The sequence below is a fragment of the Streptomyces cyslabdanicus genome (assembly GCF_052663305.1).
Genome location: NZ_JBQRUW010000050.1, coordinates 25,510 through 41,914, shown reverse-complemented (window position 1 = coordinate 41,914; position 16,405 = coordinate 25,510). Strand labels below are relative to the sequence as shown.

13 protein-coding genes are annotated in these 16,405 nt (G+C 71.3%); 3 read left to right on the top strand and 10 right to left on the bottom strand.

Annotated features, from left to right (window positions below; all coding sequences use genetic code 11):
* Positions 1-52: 52 nt before the first annotated feature.
* Positions 53-2,176, bottom strand: a complete 2,124-nt coding sequence (locus tag ACTYVM_RS28545) for a DNA gyrase/topoisomerase IV subunit B (protein ID WP_445528712.1) — start codon at positions 2,174-2,176, stop codon at positions 53-55.
* Positions 2,177-2,618: 442 nt separating this feature from the next.
* Between ACTYVM_RS28545 and ACTYVM_RS28540 the strand changes: the two genes are divergently transcribed.
* Positions 2,619-2,849: a DUF7455 domain-containing protein gene (locus ACTYVM_RS28540; protein WP_445528711.1), complete on the top strand. Its 231-nt coding sequence runs from the start codon at positions 2,619-2,621 to the stop codon at positions 2,847-2,849.
* Positions 2,850-2,948: 99 nt separating this feature from the next.
* Here ACTYVM_RS28540 and ACTYVM_RS28535 read toward each other — a convergent pair whose 3' ends face one another.
* From ACTYVM_RS28535 to ACTYVM_RS28510, 6 genes are all read right to left on the bottom strand, one after another.
* Positions 2,949-3,806: a serine protease gene (locus ACTYVM_RS28535; RefSeq protein ID WP_445528710.1), complete on the bottom strand. Its 858-nt coding sequence runs from the start codon at positions 3,804-3,806 to the stop codon at positions 2,949-2,951.
* A gap of 119 nt (positions 3,807-3,925) precedes the next feature.
* Entirely contained in the window at positions 3,926-5,470 is a 1,545-nt protein-coding gene (locus ACTYVM_RS28530; RefSeq protein WP_445528709.1) for an RNA polymerase sigma factor, read from the bottom strand.
* Positions 5,471-5,960: 490 nt separating this feature from the next.
* Positions 5,961-6,848: a FadR/GntR family transcriptional regulator gene (locus ACTYVM_RS28525; RefSeq protein ID WP_445528708.1), complete on the bottom strand. Its 888-nt coding sequence runs from the start codon at positions 6,846-6,848 to the stop codon at positions 5,961-5,963.
* A 188-nt stretch (positions 6,849-7,036) separates the two neighbouring features.
* Entirely contained in the window at positions 7,037-7,336 is a 300-nt protein-coding gene (locus ACTYVM_RS28520) for a hypothetical protein (protein ID WP_445528707.1), read from the bottom strand.
* Between the two features lie 307 nt (positions 7,337-7,643).
* A complete protein-coding gene (locus ACTYVM_RS28515; RefSeq protein WP_400026719.1) occupies positions 7,644-8,402 on the bottom strand; it encodes an NUDIX hydrolase in 759 nt (252 codons plus the stop codon).
* 108 nt (positions 8,403-8,510) lie between these two features.
* The gene (locus ACTYVM_RS28510; protein WP_445528706.1) at positions 8,511-10,154 is read right to left on the bottom strand and encodes a DUF4192 domain-containing protein; all 1,644 of its coding nucleotides are present in this window, start codon (positions 10,152-10,154) and stop codon (positions 8,511-8,513) included.
* A gap of 209 nt (positions 10,155-10,363) precedes the next feature.
* On the opposite strand from ACTYVM_RS28510, the gene ACTYVM_RS28505 reads away from it, so the two are divergent.
* Entirely contained in the window at positions 10,364-12,529 is a 2,166-nt protein-coding gene (locus ACTYVM_RS28505) for a RecQ family ATP-dependent DNA helicase (protein ID WP_445528705.1), read from the top strand.
* Positions 12,530-12,790: 261 nt separating this feature from the next.
* On the top strand, positions 12,791-13,405 hold the full coding sequence (locus tag ACTYVM_RS28500) for a hypothetical protein (protein WP_445528704.1): 615 nt from the start codon (positions 12,791-12,793) through the stop codon (positions 13,403-13,405).
* Between the two features lie 241 nt (positions 13,406-13,646).
* Here ACTYVM_RS28500 and ACTYVM_RS28495 read toward each other — a convergent pair whose 3' ends face one another.
* From ACTYVM_RS28495 to ACTYVM_RS28485, 3 genes are all read right to left on the bottom strand, one after another.
* Complete coding sequence (locus tag ACTYVM_RS28495; protein ID WP_445528703.1) at positions 13,647-14,276, bottom strand: hypothetical protein; 630 nt, start codon at positions 14,274-14,276, stop codon at positions 13,647-13,649.
* A 68-nt stretch (positions 14,277-14,344) separates the two neighbouring features.
* Complete coding sequence (gene rnhB / locus ACTYVM_RS28490; RefSeq protein ID WP_445528702.1) at positions 14,345-15,046, bottom strand: ribonuclease HII; 702 nt, start codon at positions 15,044-15,046, stop codon at positions 14,345-14,347.
* 447 nt (positions 15,047-15,493) lie between these two features.
* Positions 15,494-16,402 carry an ADP-ribosylglycohydrolase family protein gene (locus tag ACTYVM_RS28485; RefSeq protein ID WP_445528701.1) on the bottom strand — a complete coding sequence of 303 codons (909 nt, stop codon included), beginning with the start codon at positions 16,400-16,402 and terminating at the stop codon, positions 15,494-15,496.
* Positions 16,403-16,405 lie beyond the last annotated feature (3 nt).

The following is a 16,405-nucleotide window of genomic DNA, read 5'->3' as shown; positions in this document are numbered from 1 at the left end:
CGCACTTGTACCCGCGCCCACGCCCGCGCCGAAGGGAACCGGTGTGCCCTGGCTAGGCGTCGATGCGCGAGCGGTCCAGGGTCGCGGCCGAGCTTGCGATGAACTCCTTGCGGGGTGCCACGTCGTTGCCCATCAGGAGGTCGAAGACCTGCTCGGCGGCCTCCAGGTCGGAGAGGTTGATCCGGCGCAGGGTGCGGTGGCGCGGGTCCATGGTGGTCTCCGCGAGCTGGTCGGCGTCCATCTCGCCGAGACCCTTGTAGCGCTGGATCGAGTCCTTGTACCGCACGCCCTTGCCCTGGAACGCGAGCAGCTTGTCGCGCAGCTCGCGGTCCGAGTAGGTGTAGACGTACTTGTCCTGGCCCTTCTTCGGCTGGATCAGCTCGATACGGTGCAGCGGGGGCACCGCGGCGAACACCCGGCCCGCCTCGACCATGGGCCGCATGTAGCGGTGGAACAGCGTCAGGAGCAGGGTCCTGATGTGGGAGCCGTCGACATCGGCGTCGGTCATCATGATGATCTTGCCGTAGCGGGCCGCGTCCAGGTCGAAGGTGCGGCCCGAGCCGGCTCCTATCACCTGGATGATCGCGCCGCACTCGGCGTTCTTCAGCATGTCCGTGACGGACGACTTCTGCACGTTGAGGATCTTGCCGCGGATCGGCAGCAGCGCCTGGAACTCGGAGTTCCGCGCCAGCTTCGCCGTACCGAGCGCGGAGTCACCCTCGACGATGAACAGCTCGCTGCGGTCGACGTCGTCACTGCGGCAGTCGGCGAGCTTGGCCGGCAGCGAGGAGGACTCCAGGGCCGTCTTCCGGCGCTGCGCGTCCTTGTGCTGGCGGGCCGCGATGCGCGTGCGCGCCGCGGCGAGGGCCTTCTCCAGCACCACGCGCGCCTGCTGTGCGGCGTCACGCTTGGTGGAGGTCAGAAACGCCTTGAGCTCCTTGGTGACGACGTTGTTCACGATGCGGCGGGCCGCCGAGGTGCCGAGGACCTCCTTGGTCTGGCCCTCGAACTGGGGCTCGGCCAGGCGGACGGTGACGACCGTGGTGAGGCCCTCCAGGGCGTCGTCCTTGACGATGTCGTCCTCGGCGACGCGGAGCATCTTCTTGGCGCGCAGCACCTCGTTCACGGTCTTGGTGACGGCCTGCTCGAAGCCGGCCACGTGCGTGCCGCCCTTGGGGGTGGCGATGATGTTGACGAAGGACCGCAGCGTGGTGTCGTAGCCGGTCCCCCAGCGCAGGGCGACGTCCACACCGAGCTCGCGGGTGACCTCGGTGGGCGTCATCTGCCCGTGCTCGTCGAGGACCGGGACCGTCTCCTTGAAGGTCCCGTGCCCGGTGAAGCGGAGCACGTCGCAGACCGCCCGGTCGCTCGCCAGGTACTCGCAGAACTCGCTGATGCCGCCGTCGTAGCGGAAGGACTCCTCGCCCTTGCTGCCGCCGTCCCCGAGGCCGTACTCGTCACGGACGACGATGGTCAGTCCGGGCACCAGGAACGCCGTCTGGCGGGCGCGCTGGTGCAGGGTCTCGAGGGAGAGCTTGGCGTCCTTGAGGAAGATCTGGCGGTCGGCCCAGTAGCGCACGCGGGTGCCGCTGCGGGTCTTGGGGATCTTCTTGGCCTTGCGCAGACCGCTCCCGGGCTCGAACCTGGCGTCGGGTCCGCCCCCGGTGAACGCGCCGGGCACGCCGCGCCGGAAGCTGACGGCGTGGGTGTGGCCGCCTCGGTCCACCTCCACGTCCAGCCGGGCGGACAGGGCGTTGACCACGGAGGCGCCGACGCCGTGCAGACCGCCGGAGGCGGCGTACGAGCCGCCGCCGAACTTGCCGCCTGCGTGCAGCTTGGTCATCACGACCTCGACACCGGACAGGCCCGTCTTGGGCTCGACGTCGACCGGGATGCCGCGGCCGTTGTCCCGCACCTCCACCGAGGCGTCGTCGTGCAGGACGACCTCGATGTGGTCGCAGTAGCCGCCGAGGGCCTCGTCGACGGAGTTGTCGATGATCTCCCACAGGCAGTGCATCAGGCCGCGACTGTCGGTCGAGCCGATGTACATGCCCGGACGCTTGCGCACGGCTTCGAGTCCCTCGAGGACGAGCAGGTGCCGAGCGGTGTAGTTGGACCCGTCGCGGTCTGCTCCTGCCAGCAGCGCTGTGGACGGCACGGACGTCTCGGCGGTCACGCGGTTCGCTCCTCGCTGAATTTCAGTTGGGGTCCCGTTGGGTACGGGCACGGCTTGGGTAGCCGCTCAGAGGGTACCGAGGCCTGGTAGGGCCCTTGTAACGCAACCCTCGACAGGAACCCAGACTAGTAGAGAGTCGCATACACGTTCGATCCTTCAGCCGAGTGAAGCACATATCACGTTCCCTTCGAGGCATGAACCATTTAGGCTCCGGGCACGTCCTCATTCACAACCGGCAACCCGGCCGGGGAGGACCGACCATGACCGACAGCGCGAACCCGTACGACACATAGACACGCAATACGGCACATTCGCCGCCAAACCGGCAGCAACCAACCGGCCTGGAATTGATTTTTCGAGGAAAAGCCACGATCGGGAACGTTTGGGGCTGGTTGGATGTTGACCCTGGTACGACAGCTCGTCGAGCTAGAGAAGAGGCGACGTGACTACTGTTCTGACCCCCGCGAGCCCACTGACGGCCGCTGATCGCTGCGACCGCTGCGGCGCGCAGGCATATGTGCGCGTCGTCCTGCTGAGCGGCGGAGAACTGCTCTTCTGCGCCCACCACGGTCGCAAGTTCGAGCCAGAACTCAAGAAGATCGCCGCTGAGATACAGGACGAGACCGAGCGCCTGACCGCCGTTCCGGCGAACGCCTCCGACGAAGAGCGCTGACATCCCGCCCGACGAGCGAGTTCCCGCGCAGGCCGGTGAACGGGCGGTCGCTCCTGGCATCCAGGAGCGACCGCCCGTCCCTGTGCCCCTGGACGCCAATCAGGACTCGACGGACGACGGGCGCGGCGCCTTCGCGCCGGTCCGGGCCAGCGCCCGGACGACCTCGGACACCCGCGTGTAGACGCCGGGGCTCCCGGCGCGCCCGCAGCCGCTGCCCCACGACACAAGGCCGATCAGCCGCCCCTGCGCGACCAGCGGGCCCCCACTGTCTCCCTGGCACGCGTCCCGGCCTCCGCCACTCTCCCCCGCACACAGCATGCTCTCGGGCCGGTACGTACCGTCACCGCCACCCGGATAGGCCTTCTGGCACTCCGCATCGTGCAGGACGTGGACGGACGCGGCATGCAGGCTGGTGGAATAGGAGGCGGCGCCCGTGGTGTCCCCCCATCCGTAGACCGTGGCACTCGTGCCCGGCGAGTACGCCGGGTCGCCGGCGCCCGCCATGGGGATGACGGCTCTCTTCGGCAAGGGCTCGGCAAGCGTGAGTACGGCGAAGTCACCGGCATTGGTGGCGGGGTCGTAGTGCGGATTGATCCAGGTGCCACGCACGGGGACCTCCTTGCCCTGATCGGAGAGCAGATCCGTGCGTCCCGTGATCACCTTCAGATCCGGCGTGCGTGGCGCGCCCACGGCCTCCGCTGACAGGCAGTGGGCCGCGGTGAGCACCGCGGTGCGGCCGATGGCCACGCCCCCGCAGAACTGCCCCGCACGGGTGCCTCCGAACCGGGCACGGCTGGAGAGCGCCACGGTCCACGGACTCTGCGAGACATCGCCGGGGAAACCGCCGATGACAACGCTGTCGGCGGCCACGGGGGCCGCGGTGGCCAACGGTATCGCGGCTCCCGCGGCCGCCAGGACCAGCGGCCCGATCAGGGCACGGGCAATACGGCGTCGCATGGATGCTCCTCACTCTCGGGCGATCATGGAACACCCAGAGTCATGCAGAGTGGCGCGACGCGCAGCACGGAGAGCCCGGCCCCTCGCGGGGGCCGGGCTCTCTGTGTCATACGACCGGACTAGTCGAGGTAGTCGCGCAGCACCTGGGAACGCGACGGGTGGCGCAGCTTCGACATGGTCTTGGACTCGATCTGGCGGATCCGCTCACGCGTGACGCCGTAGACCTTGCCGATCTCGTCGAGGGTCTTCGGCTGACCGTCGGTGAGACCGAAGCGCATGGAGACGACGCCGGCCTCGCGCTCGGACAGGGTGTCGAGGACCGAGTGCAGCTGCTCCTGCAACAGCGTGAAGCTGACCGCGTCGGCCGGGACGACCGCCTCGGAGTCCTCGATGAGGTCACCGAACTCGCTGTCGCCGTCCTCGCCCAGCGGGGTGTGCAGCGAGATGGGCTCGCGACCGTACTTCTGGACCTCGATGACCTTCTCCGGGGTCATGTCGAGTTCCTTGGCCAGCTCCTCCGGGGTGGGCTCGCGGCCCAGGTCCTGGAGCATCTGGCGCTGCACACGCGCGAGCTTGTTGATGACCTCGACCATGTGCACCGGGATACGGATGGTGCGGGCCTGGTCGGCCATCGCGCGCGTGATCGCCTGACGGATCCACCAGGTGGCGTACGTGGAGAATTTGTAGCCCTTGGTGTAGTCGAACTTCTCCACCGCGCGGATCAGACCGAGGTTGCCCTCCTGGATGAGGTCCAGGAAGAGCATGCCGCGGCCGGTGTAGCGCTTGGCCAGGGAGACCACCAGACGGAGGTTGGCCTCCAGGAGGTGGTTCTTGGCGCGGCGGCCGTCCTCGGCGATGATCTCCAGCTCGCGCTTGAGCTTGGGGGCGAGCTTGTCGGAGTTCGCCAGTTTGTCCTCGGCGAAGAGGCCCGCCTCGATGCGCTTGGCCAGCTCCACCTCCTGCTCGGCGTTGAGCAGGGGGACCTTGCCGATCTGCTTGAGGTAGTCCTTGACCGGATCGGCGGTGGCGCCGGCCGCGGCGACCTGCTGGGCGGGCGCGTCGTCCTCGTCCTCGTCGGAGAGTACGAAGCCGGCGCTCTCGGCGCCCTCGGGCTCCTCCGCACCCTTGGCCTCCTCGAGCACCTCGTCCTCGAGCAGCTCGGCGTCGTCCTTCTTGGCGGCGCTGGTCTTCTTGGCGGCCGTCGTCTTCTTGGCGGCCGTCGTCTTCTTGGCCGCCGTCTTCTTGGCGGCGGTCGTCTTCTTGGCAGCGGCCTTCTTCGCGGGGGCCTCGTCCTCGACGGACGCGCCGACGGCGGGCGCCGCCGGAGCAGCGGCGGCGGTGGCCTTCCTGGTGGTCACCGTCTTCGCCGCGACCGTCTTGGTGGCGGTGCGCTTGGCCGGACTCTTCGCTGCGACGCTCTTTCGGGTGCGCTTGTTGGGCTCCGCGGCACTGACCATCAGCGTCACACCCTCTTCCTCGAGGATCTGGTTGAGGCTGCGCAGTACGTTCTTCCACTGAGTGGCCGGAATCTGGTCAGCTTCGAAGGCCCGACGCACATCGTCGCCGGCGATCTGCCCCTCAGCCTTTCCCCGCTCAATGAGCGCCATGACAGAGACGGACTCGGCGATCTCCGGCGGGAGCGTACGGGATGTGCTGGCCGACACGAACAACCTCTCGGAACGTTGGAAAACGGCTTCCGGCCCCGTCCGTCATGGACAGGAGCCGACCACCGGCCTGGGGATTGGGCCGACGGCGCGGGCGGGGGCCGGGAAGTCGCACAGCGCCGTGCACGGCGTCCGTATTCCTTCCTCGGCTGTCACCTCTTAGGTCATCGCGTTGTACCCAGGAGTGTTACGCCCAATCTGCGTGGCCCCAATCACACCCCGTAAGTGCGTAAAAACGGTCAGAGGTGGGCAGATGCAATGGGGCGGCCGCCACGGACACGATCCCGCGCGCGGCTCGCCGATCTCACCCGCGACCCGTCCGGTCCTGCCCGCGGCTCGTCCTGCCCCGCGCGCCCCCGTCGGCCGGTTCACGGAGGGACCCGCGGACCTGCGGACGCGGTCGGCCGGCGAACCGCCTCTCGCAGGACCCCACCGGAGGACGGCAGGCCCCGGGCCGTGCCGCCCACACAGGGACCGATGCCCGAGCGGTTCAGTGCTCGCGCGGCGCGGGGACCACCCGCTCGACCTCGGGGTGCACCGTGAGCAGTTGGCGCATGGCGCTTTCCGCCGCGGCGCCGTCGCCGCCCGCGACCGCGTCGACGATCCGGGCGTGCTGCGCCAGTGAGGCCTCGCTCGGCCGGTCGCAGCCCGTGACGGGGCCGCCGGACACCTGGAGGGCGGCCGAGACGATCCCGGAGAGGTGCTCCAGCATCCGGTTGCCCGCGATCTGGATGAGCAGCGAGTGGAACTCGGCATCCGCACGGGAGAAGGTGAGCGCGTCACCCTGCCCCAGGGCGTGCCCCATGATCTCGACCATGTCGGACAGGCGCTGCTGGATGTCCTCGCGCCCGTGCCCGGCGGCGAGTCGCGCGGCGAGCGGCTCGATCGTCCAGCGCAGTTCGCTCAGCTCGCGGCGCTGGTCGTCGCGCTGCGGTCCGAAGGCCCGCCACTCGATGATGTCCGGGTCGAGGAGATTCCAGTCGCTGACCGGGCGCACCCGCGTACCGACGTTCGGGCGGGCGCTGACCAGGCCCTTGGCCTCCAGGACGCGGAGCGACTCGCGGACGACGGTGCGGGAGACCTCGAAGCGCTGGCCGATCTCCTCGGGCACCAGCGGACGGTCGGCGCCCAGGTCCCCGGAGACGATCATCTGTCCCAGCTGCTGGACGAGTTGGCCGTGCAGTCCGCGGCCGCGGCTGCCCGCGGTACGCCGGCCCACGCGCCCCAGCTCCGGGTCGGGCCCCTCCCAGGAGGGGCTCGCGACGCGGTCGGGGGCGGTCGCCTCGGTGTAGGGGTATCGGTCGAGTTCGCCCGGGCCGACCAGGCCGGAGTCTGCGGAGCGGGCGGCGGTCATCATGGTGTGCGCAAGGGTACTCACGGATCTTTTGTCGGCGCCGCCTCCAACTCCCTTGAGGGCTTTGGTGAAAAGCACACGAAAGGGTGATCGCTCACTTCGTCGCAATTGACGCCTTATCGGAAAGAAATGGGCTCTCCCTGGGAAGTTGCGTACAGAGCCCGACCGAAAGGGAGCGAACGGCCGTCATCGGCTCCGGCTCCGCAGCGCGGTCAGCAGCTACGCGCACAACGGCGCGGGAGCTTCAACGCCAGAGCGCCGCCCACGGGTTGGGCAATCAGTTGCACCACGGCGGGCACGGTCGCGAGCCCCGCCGTGGTGGACCGGAACACTCCTGCGGCCAGCACCCCGGCCCGGGCGCATCCCGCCACGAGGCCGATCCAACTCACGCCCAGCGACAGCCAGTCGCCGGGAACCCGAGTGAGCTCCTGCCCGTGGACGGCACAGAACACCTCGACATCGCAGCCGACCGTGAGGAAGACGACCGTCAGCGCGGTCGCGGTGGCGGCCACGACCGGCTTCGCGGCGAGCAGTCCGAGACGGCCGCGGCAGTCGCCGTGGCCACGCGGAAAATCCTTCGGGAATCGCTGGTCGGCCCGAAGGCCTGGATCACCCGCAGCAAGGGAGCCCCTCGTGTCCGCTCTCTCCGGCTGTCGGGCCCCGCATTCGACAACTGTCCACCCTACTCGGCTCCTTGGCCGGCCCCTTGCTTGGCCCCTTCCTCTCGCGAAGCAACAGGATTGGTTCGGCGGGCCCGGTCATCCGCTGGTCGAACACGCCGACGCACGCCGACGCACGGCGGCGACAGACGGACGCGGGTCAGACCTCCGGGCGCAGCATCGGCGGGTTGAGCAGCGTGGCTCCCCCGGCCCGGAAGAGCTGGGCCGGCCGGCCGCCCTGGCGGGTGGTCGTCCCTCCGGTCGGCACGAGGAAACCCGGGGTGCCTGTCACCTTGCGGTGGAAGTTGCGCGGGTCGAGAGCCACGCCCCACACCCCTTCGTAGACCCGGCGCAGTTCACCAACGGTGAACTCGGGCGGACAGAACGCGGTCGCCAGCGAGGAGTACTCGATCTTCGAACGGGCCCGCTCCACTCCGTCCGCAAGAATCTGGGCGTGATCGAAGGCCAGCGGCGCCACCGGCTCTCCGTCACGGCCGTAGCCACCCTGTTGCAGCAGTTCCTCCACGGGTGCCCAACGGGCGTGGTCGGCATCGCCACCCGCCCGAGGCGCGGGCAGGTCGGGAGCCAGGGCGAGGTGCGCGACGCTGACGACCCTCATCCGCGGGTCACGCTTGGGGTCGCCGTAGGTCGCGAGCTGCTCCAGATGCGCACCGTGGTCCTGGACCGGGGCGACCGGGTCGTGCACGCACAGTCCGGTCTCCTCGGCCAGCTCCCGCGCCGCCGCCTGCGCCAGATCCTCGTCCTCCCGTACGAAACCTCCGGGAAGCGCCCACCGGCCCTGGAACGGTGGCTCGCCCCTGCGCACCGCCAGCGCGCACAGGGAGTGGCGGCGCACGGTCAGCACGACCAGGTCAACGGTGACGGCGAAAGGCGGAAAGGCTGACGGGTCGTAGGGCATGCCGCGATCATAGTCGTCTGCCTGACGATAAACACTCCCTTCTCCGGTCGCATCGATGGCGGATCCGCATCGGTCCTCCACTCCCCCGCGGGCCCCGCCGGCGTTCGTTCACGGGCGCTTCTCGGTGGCGCCGCTCCCCCGGTCGGTGCCCGGCCTGTCGGCACCCCGGCGACGCGCTCCACTCCGTCCCGAGGTGCGCGTACACGGGCGCCCCGGTGCCCTGGAGAGGCCCGGGCGCGCGCCGTCAGTCCGTGAGGTCCCGGGGCGCGACCCGGCCGGCACGGCTTCGCCCACGCGCGTCCGGCGACGACGGCGGGACGCCGGGTCAGGAGCCACCGGGACAGCACCGCCATCGGTTCCGCTCACCTCGTGCGGCACAGCGGCGTCCTCGTCGTCCCCGGCGTCCCCAGCGCCCCCGGCGTCCCCAACACCCTCAGCGGCCACGTCTCCCCTTGCTGCCGCGACGCCCCCTGATGCCACGTCGCCCCGTGCTGCCATGTCGTCCCCGACGGCCGGCTCGCCCCGCGGGGTGTCGACCTCGGCCGCTCTCGCGACGGGACCCGCGTCCGGGACCGTCGACCGTGCGCGCCCTTGGCGCTCCGTGCGCAGGCAGCGCCGGACCGACTCGGGGTCCAGCCCCTCGTTGCAGGCCTGGTGCAGGAGCCGGGCGAAGAGGTAGTCGGGGTCCGCGCCCAGAGCCATGGCCAGGGCCTCCCGGGCCTCCAGCTGGTCCCCGGCCGACCAGGCCACCCAGCCGGCCAGGGTCAGGGGCGCCGCGGCGTGCTCTCCGTACGGGCCTACACAGCGGCGGGCGAGCGCCCGCCACAGCCGCAGGGCCGGCTCGGCCTCGTCCCCCTCCATCCACGCCGCGGCACGGTCGCGTGTCGTACGGTCCTGGAGGCCGAGGATCAGTGACGCCGCTTCCTCGTGGTCGAGCAGTTGGTCGTCACGGAGGTCCTCACGGACGCTACCGAGCAGGAAGGGCGCCTCGGCGAACCGGGTCATGACGCGCTCGGCGAGAATCAGGGTCTCCTCGGCCACCGAAGCGCGCTCGGCCTCGTCGAGGATCCTGGGCACCAGGGAAAGGCCCGCGGCGTCCAGGGCGATCTCCTGTTCCAGGGCCGCGGCGGTCTCCCAGGGCAGCATCCTGGCCCGCAGCTCCTTCAGGCTGCCCCTGACCTGGATGCCCGCGTACGCCGCCGCGGCGGCCAGCACGGAGGTGCCGGGCAGTCCCATGGGCAGCCCCTCGCTGGGACAACATCCCTCGGTCGGGCAGCAGTACGACCAGAAGCGCCCGCCGGAGATGCACAACGCCTCGATCACGGGGACGTCGAGACGGCCGCATTCCGTACGCAGTTTCTGGGCCAGCGGCTCCAGCCTCCGCACGACGTCGCGTCCCGACTCGCCCGCCGCCGGCTCCTGGCAGAGGAAGGCCACCATCTGCTCGGGCTTGGCACCCCTGCGCTCGCTTCCCGCGATCAGGCCGTGGGCCAGCTGACGGGCGGCGAAGGGCCAGTCGTCCGTGCCGGCGGGAATGCCGAGCCGGGCACGGCCGCCGAACCGGCCGCGCCCGCCCCGGTCGTTCAGCGCGACCAGGACGATGCTGTCCTCGGGGCGGTACCCGAGCAGATAGGGCAGGGCGTCGGCGAGTTCGGCCGGGGTGCGAAGGGTGATCTGGTGTTCGGGGGTGGATCCGTCGTACGCGATGTCCCCGTTTTCGAAGGATCCGGTCGTTTCGCTGTGATTCGTCATGTGATGACGATCTCGCGGAATGCAAAAGTCCGCTTGAGCCTGTGGACAACTCTGGACGAGGACACGTCAACCGCAGCCCTCGCGCGTGGTCCGGCCCGCCGACCGCGGGCTCCCGACCGCCGATTCCTGGCCACCGATTTCCTGACCACCGGGCTCCCGACCGCCCCGGCTTTTCCCGGTTGTCACTGCCGTCCTGTTGTATGGAACGCATGGAGCACACGAGCAACGCCGACCTCCGGAAGGCGGCCGACACGGTCCTCGCCCGCCTGGTCGCCGACAGCACGGGCACGGCCCGACTGCGCGAGGACCAGTGGAAGGCGATCGAGGCCCTGGTCGCCGACCGGCGCCGGGCCCTGGTCGTGCAGCGCACCGGCTGGGGAAAGTCCGCTGTCTATTTCGTGGCCACCTCCCTGCTCCGGGCACGCGGAAGCGGCCCCACCGTGATCGTCTCCCCACTCCTCGCCCTCATGCGCAACCAGGTCGAGGCCGCTGCCCGCGCCGGCATCCACGCCCGAACGATCAACTCGGCGAACACCGAGGAGTGGGACACCGTCCAGAGCGAGATCGCCGAAGGGGCGGTCGACGTCCTCCTGGTCAGCCCAGAGCGGCTCAACAACCCGGACTTCCGCGACCAGGTCCTGCCCAAACTCGCCGCCGCGACGGGACTCCTCGTGGTGGACGAGGCGCACTGCATCTCCGACTGGGGCCACGACTTCCGGCCGGACTACCGGCGGTTGCGCACCATGCTCGGCGAGCTCCCGCCCGGCGTCCCCGTCCTCGCCACCACCGCCACCGCCAACGCGCGCGTGACCGCGGACGTCGCGGAACAGCTGGGGACCGGCGACGCCTCGGACACCCTGGTGCTGCGCGGCCCGCTGGACCGGGAGAGCCTCAGCCTGAGCGTGCTGAGGCTGCCGGACGCCGCGCACCGGATGGCCTGGCTCGCCGACCACCTCGACGACCTGCCGGGTTCCGGAATCGTGTACACGCTCACGGTGGCCGCGGCCGAGGAGGTCACCGCGTTCCTGCGGCAGCGCGGCCACACCGTCGCGTCCTACACGGGCAAGACGGAGAACGCCGACCGGCAGCAGGCCGAGGAGGACCTGCTCGCGAACAAGGTCAAGGCCCTGATCGCCACCTCGGCGCTGGGCATGGGCTTCGACAAGCCCGACCTCGGCTTCGTCGTGCACCTGGGGTCACCGTCCTCCCCCATCGCCTACTACCAGCAGGTGGGCCGCGCGGGCCGCGGTGTGGAGCACGCCGAGGTGCTCCTGCTTCCCGGGAAGGAGGACGAGGCGATCTGGGAGTACTTCGCGTCGCTCGCCTTCCCCTCCGAGGATCTGGTGCGCCGCACCCTCGACGTACTCGGCCGCACGGAGGGGCCGTTGTCGCTGCCCGCCCTGGAGCCCCTGGTCGAGCTGCGCCGTTCCCGGCTGGAGGCGATGCTCAAGGTGCTCGACGTGGATGGAGCGGTCAAGCGGGTCAAGGGCGGCTGGATCGCGACCGGCCGGCCGTGGACGTACGAAGCGCAACGGTACGAGTGGGTGGCCCGGCAGCGGGAGGCCGAGCAGCAGGCGATGCGCGAGTACGCGGCGGCGACGGACTGCCGGATGGAGTTCCTGCAACGCCGGCTCGACGACGACAGCGCCCGGCCCTGCGGCCGTTGCGACAACTGCGCGGGCGCCCGGTTCACCGCGGACACCTCCACCGGGGCGCTGGACGCCGCGCGCGTGGACCTCGGCCGGGCCGGTGTGGAGGTGCAGCCCCGCCGTATGTGGCCGACGGGTCTGCCGACGGTCGGCGTCGATCTCAGAGGACGCATCCCGGCCAGTGAACAGGCCGCTGAGGGAAGGGCTTTGGGACGCCTTTCGGACATCGGCTGGGGCAACCGGCTGCGGCCGATGCTCGCGTCCCGCACAGCCGACGCTCCCCTGCCGGAAGACGTGGCGCGGGCCGTGGTGGACGTGCTGGCCGACTGGGCGAAGGGACCCGGCGGCTGGGCCCCTGGCGCGGTGGACGCGGGGCCGCGTCCGGTCGGCGTGGTCACCATGCCCTCTCGCACCCGGCCCCGGCTGATCCACTCCCTGGGCGCGCACATCGCGGAGGTCGGCCGCCTGCCGCTGCTGGGCGGCGTGGAGTACACGCCGGACGCGCGCCGGGTGCCGCGGAGCAACAGCGCCCAGCGCCTGAAGGCCCTGGACGGGGCGCTGACCGTACCGCCCGCTCTGGTCTCCGCCCTGGCCGCCAACCCGGGCCCGGTGCTGCTCGTGGACGACTTCACCGAGACCGGCTGGACCCTCGCGGTCGCCGCCCGCCTGCTCAGAAGGACCGGTACGCAGGCGGTGATGCCACTGGTCCTGGCAGTGCAGGGCTGACGGGGCGCGTCCGCGGCCCCTGTGCACGGCGCGGGCGGTCCCGGGAGTCGCGGGAGGAGCGCCGGGTAGGGATATATGCCATGGGTCAGCCGATAACGGCCGGTGCCCTCAATTGCTCGTTGCCGCATCCAAGTTCGACAGGAAGAATTGAACTCCGCTCCCCGCACGGCTCAGCCGTTGGCCGGTAGGGCTCTCCTGCGGTGTGCGCTCCCCCGAATCCGACCCCGCGCGCAGTGTGGGCGCACAGCCGAAGGGAGGAACGTGACCTTCGGATTCGCTCCGTCCTCGGCGGCATCGCTGTCGACGTCCGCCGCCTCCGTCCACCGTGTACTCGAACCCGCGGAGTGGGCGGCCGCGGGCATCCCTCTGCTGCGCAATCCGCGGGAGGTCGTCAGCGGACTGCACGCCCGGCACCACCCCAGGCCGGCCACCGCCGTGGTCGCGGTCCTCGACCCGGACGAGCGGCTGCGGGCGAGCGCCTCCTTCGCGCGTCGGCAGGCAGCTGCCGACGGCTGGATGTTCCGCAACGTGCTGCTGGCCCAACTGCGCCAGATCATCCCGCACGATCTGCGGCGCCGCACCCCGGTACGCACTGCCGTACTGCTCTACTGCCGTGACGGGGACGCGCGTTGGACCGAGGAGGACGGAGCGTGGATGTGGGGGCTGCGTGACGCCTGCACGCTGCACGGGCTGCGTTGCGGGGCGTACGTCACGCTGACCCGGGACGGCTGGCAGGTTCTCGGCGAGGGCCGCGGGGGCCGGCGGCCGCACGCGCACTCGGCGCCCGAGCCCTTCGGTGCCGCCGAGGCCCTGTCCCCGCTGCCGCGCACCGGCGGCGCGGCCTCCGAGGTGCTGCGCCGCGCGGCGGCCCGCTGACGGACGGCACACCCCGGTCGTCCGCCCATGCCGGACGGTCAAGCGGAGTACGCACGACGAAGGCCCCGCCGCCGGCAGGACGGCGCGGCGGGCACGACGTCGCCTTCCCTCGGCCCCCGGCGGGCTCACGACCACCAGAAGAGAGCTCAGGACCGCCGGACGGCCTCGAAGCCGCACAGGCTCGAACCGCACAGGCTCGAAGCCACGCGGGCTCAGGACCGCCGGACGGGCCGGCCGCGGCTCAGACAGCCGCGCCCAGCACCGAGTTGATCTGCTGCGGGTCGCCGCAGACGACCAGCAGCGCCCCGGCCTTGGTGTGCGCCAGCGTCAGGGCCGTGGCAGCAGCGGCCTGGGCGCCGCCGTTGACGGCGACCACGACCACCGGGCGGGACGCGGCACGCGAGGCCACGGCGGCGTCCGCGTAGAACACGTCGTCGCGTGTGTCGTGCTGCGCCCAGTAGGACGTCTCACCGAAGGACAGTTCGTGCGCGGCCCACGGATGCGACTCACCGGTGGTGATCACCAGTACGTCGCCGGGGGCACGGCCCGACTCCAGGAGCAGGTCGACCGCTTCCTCGGCGGCGTCGAGCGCGCCGTCGGCGGAAGCCGGGACCATCTGGATCTGCGGGGCCGCCGAGGCGGCAGGGGCGGTCGGCCGGGACGGTCCGGGCTTGGCCGGTGCCGACTCCCGTGGCGCGCGCTGCGCCGGCGGCGCGGGCCGTGCGGGACCTGGGCGCCCGGGGCGCGGCGGGGCCGCGGGACGGGGGCCGGGAACGGGGCGAGGGGTCGGCGCGGTGCGTCCGGCGGACGGCGTGGCGCGGGGACCCTGGGCACTCTCGTGAATCTGAGGCTCCTCGGGAATGAGAGGCATGAGCTGATGTTTATCAAACGTTGGTGCGGCTCGCGTGAGCGGGTGGCACATCGGGCCGAGGGGAACGATCAGAAGTCGAAGCCGAGCTGGCCCTCGACCTCCGGAACGCCTCCGTCTGCCCGGACGCGGACCTTCTTGAGGTGCCGCCACCGGGGCAGCGCATCAAGATACGCCCACGACATCCGGTGGTACGGGGTGGGTCCCCGCTCCTCCAGCGCGGCCTTGTGCACGGGCGACGGATACCCGGCATTGGCCGCGAAGCCGAAGTCTGCATGTTCGACACCCAGTTCGGCCATCATTTTGTCGCGGTGAACCTTGGCGATCACCGACGCCGCGGCGACAGCCACGCACGACTGGTCGCCCTTGATGACCGTACGGACCCTCCACGGGGCGCCGAGGTAGTCGTGCTTCCCGTCGAGGATGACCGCGTCGGGAGGGATGGGCAGCCCCTCCAGGGCGCGCACGGCTGCGAGCCGCAGCGCCGCCGTCATCCCCAGGTCGTCGATCTCCTCCACGCCGGCGTGCCCGAGAGCGTACGCGGTCACCCACTCCCGCAGTACCGCGGCGAGTTCGGTGCGTCGCTTGACGGTCAGCAGTTTGGAGTCGGTGAGCCCCACGGGCGGCCGGCGCAGTCCGGTGACCGCCGCGCAGACGGTGACGGGTCCGGCCCAAGCGCCGCGCCCCACCTCGTCGACACCGGCAATGACCTTCGCTCCGGTCGTGGCCCTGAGGGAGCGCTCGACGGTGTGAGTAGGTGGTTCGTACGGCATGGCGCCCTTAGCGTACGCTGCCCCGATCCTGCTGCGACACCCTGGTTCCCTCATGCGCCGGGGCGTCCCGCACCCGGGCGGTCAGTGGCCGGTCGGGGACGACGACGGAACCGCCGTCCGGCCGGTCACCCCTTGGGGAACACGGCCCGATTATTCGCTCGCGCACATTCCGGCGCGGCGCGTCACAGCGGTCCGGACGACTTCGTACACAGGGCCGTTCGCCGCCCCGGACCTCGCTTTCCCGGCCGTGTTCCAGGGGTGAGGACGTCCGCAAGGAAGCTTGCTCGTCGGCTCGACCGCCCCTCGGAGATCAGACCTGGAAGCGACGCGCCCGCTTCGGGTCGCATTCGTGAATCCATGTGCGAAGCGCGCGGCCGCGAAGCACCGGCCACTCGCCCCCTGCACGAGCAACGGCCCGCGAAGCGGAGATCACAGGGACAGCGGAGATCACAGGGACGACGGCACCCAGTCAGGCAGCGCCTCCGTACGCCGCACCCACTCGACGGGCGGAGCCCCGGCCTTCCCCGAGGCGAGCACGCCGCCCACGATGGCGCAGGTGGTGTCCACATCACCGCCGACCCGGGCAGTCGTCCAGAACGCGTCCTCGAAGTCGGCCGGGGACCGGGCGGCCGACCAGAGCGCGAAGGGCACCGTGTCGTGCGCCGTCGTGCGCCGTCCGCAGCCGAGGACCGCGGCGACGGTGGCCGCGTCGTCGTAGTCGAGCATGTCGCGGGCGCGCCGCAGACCGGCGCCCACAGCGCTTCTGGCCGGTACGAGGTCGATGACGCCGCCGAGCAGCGCCTCCGCGCTCGGCGGGCCGCCGGGGGCGGCGGCCAGCGCGGCGGCCGCGGCCACGGCCATGGCGCCCACGACGGCCTCACGGTGCTGGTGGGTGGGGTAGGCGGAGATCTCGGCCTGGTGGGTGGCCTGCTCCGGGTCGTCCGCGTACCAGGCGCCGAGCGGCGCCGTGCGCATCGCGGCGCCGCTCCCCCACGACCCGTGCCCCTTGAACAGCGCGGGTGCCAGTGTCCGCCAGTCGCCGCCCTCGCTGATCCGCCGCAGCAGCCCGGCCGTCCCCGCGCCGTACCCGCGCTCCGGTGCGTGCCGCCGGGCGAAGGACTGCGCCAGGGCGTCCTGGTCGACCCGGTGGTGGGCGGCCAGGACAGCGATGACGGAGCAGGCCATCTCGGTGTCGTCCGTCCACTGCCACGGGCCGGACGGCAGCTCGCGGCGCCTGAGCAGCGGATGGTTCACCGGAGCGAAGAACTGGGAGCCCAGCGCGTCCCCCACCGCGAGCCCGCGCGCGCTGGCCAGGGCGCGCTCCAGGCGTACGCCCGGAGAGGAGTCAAAGGTCATCGC

Coding starts and splice junctions, on each gene's coding strand:
- ACTYVM_RS28510 (WP_445528706.1), bottom strand. CDS start 10,154: ATGACGAATCACAGCGAAACGACCGGATCCTTCGAAAACGGGGACATC.
- ACTYVM_RS28535 (WP_445528710.1), bottom strand. CDS start 3,806: ATGCGACGCCGTATTGCCCGTGCCCTGATCGGGCCGCTGGTCCTGGCG.
- ACTYVM_RS28515 (WP_400026719.1), bottom strand. CDS start 8,402: ATGCCCTACGACCCGTCAGCCTTTCCGCCTTTCGCCGTCACCGTTGAC.
- rnhB (WP_445528702.1), bottom strand. CDS start 15,046: ATGCCGTACGAACCACCTACTCACACCGTCGAGCGCTCCCTCAGGGCC.
- ACTYVM_RS28495 (WP_445528703.1), bottom strand. CDS start 14,276: ATGCCTCTCATTCCCGAGGAGCCTCAGATTCACGAGAGTGCCCAGGGT.
- ACTYVM_RS28505 (WP_445528705.1), top strand. CDS start 10,364: ATGGAGCACACGAGCAACGCCGACCTCCGGAAGGCGGCCGACACGGTC.
- ACTYVM_RS28485 (WP_445528701.1), bottom strand. CDS start 16,402: ATGACCTTTGACTCCTCTCCGGGCGTACGCCTGGAGCGCGCCCTGGCC.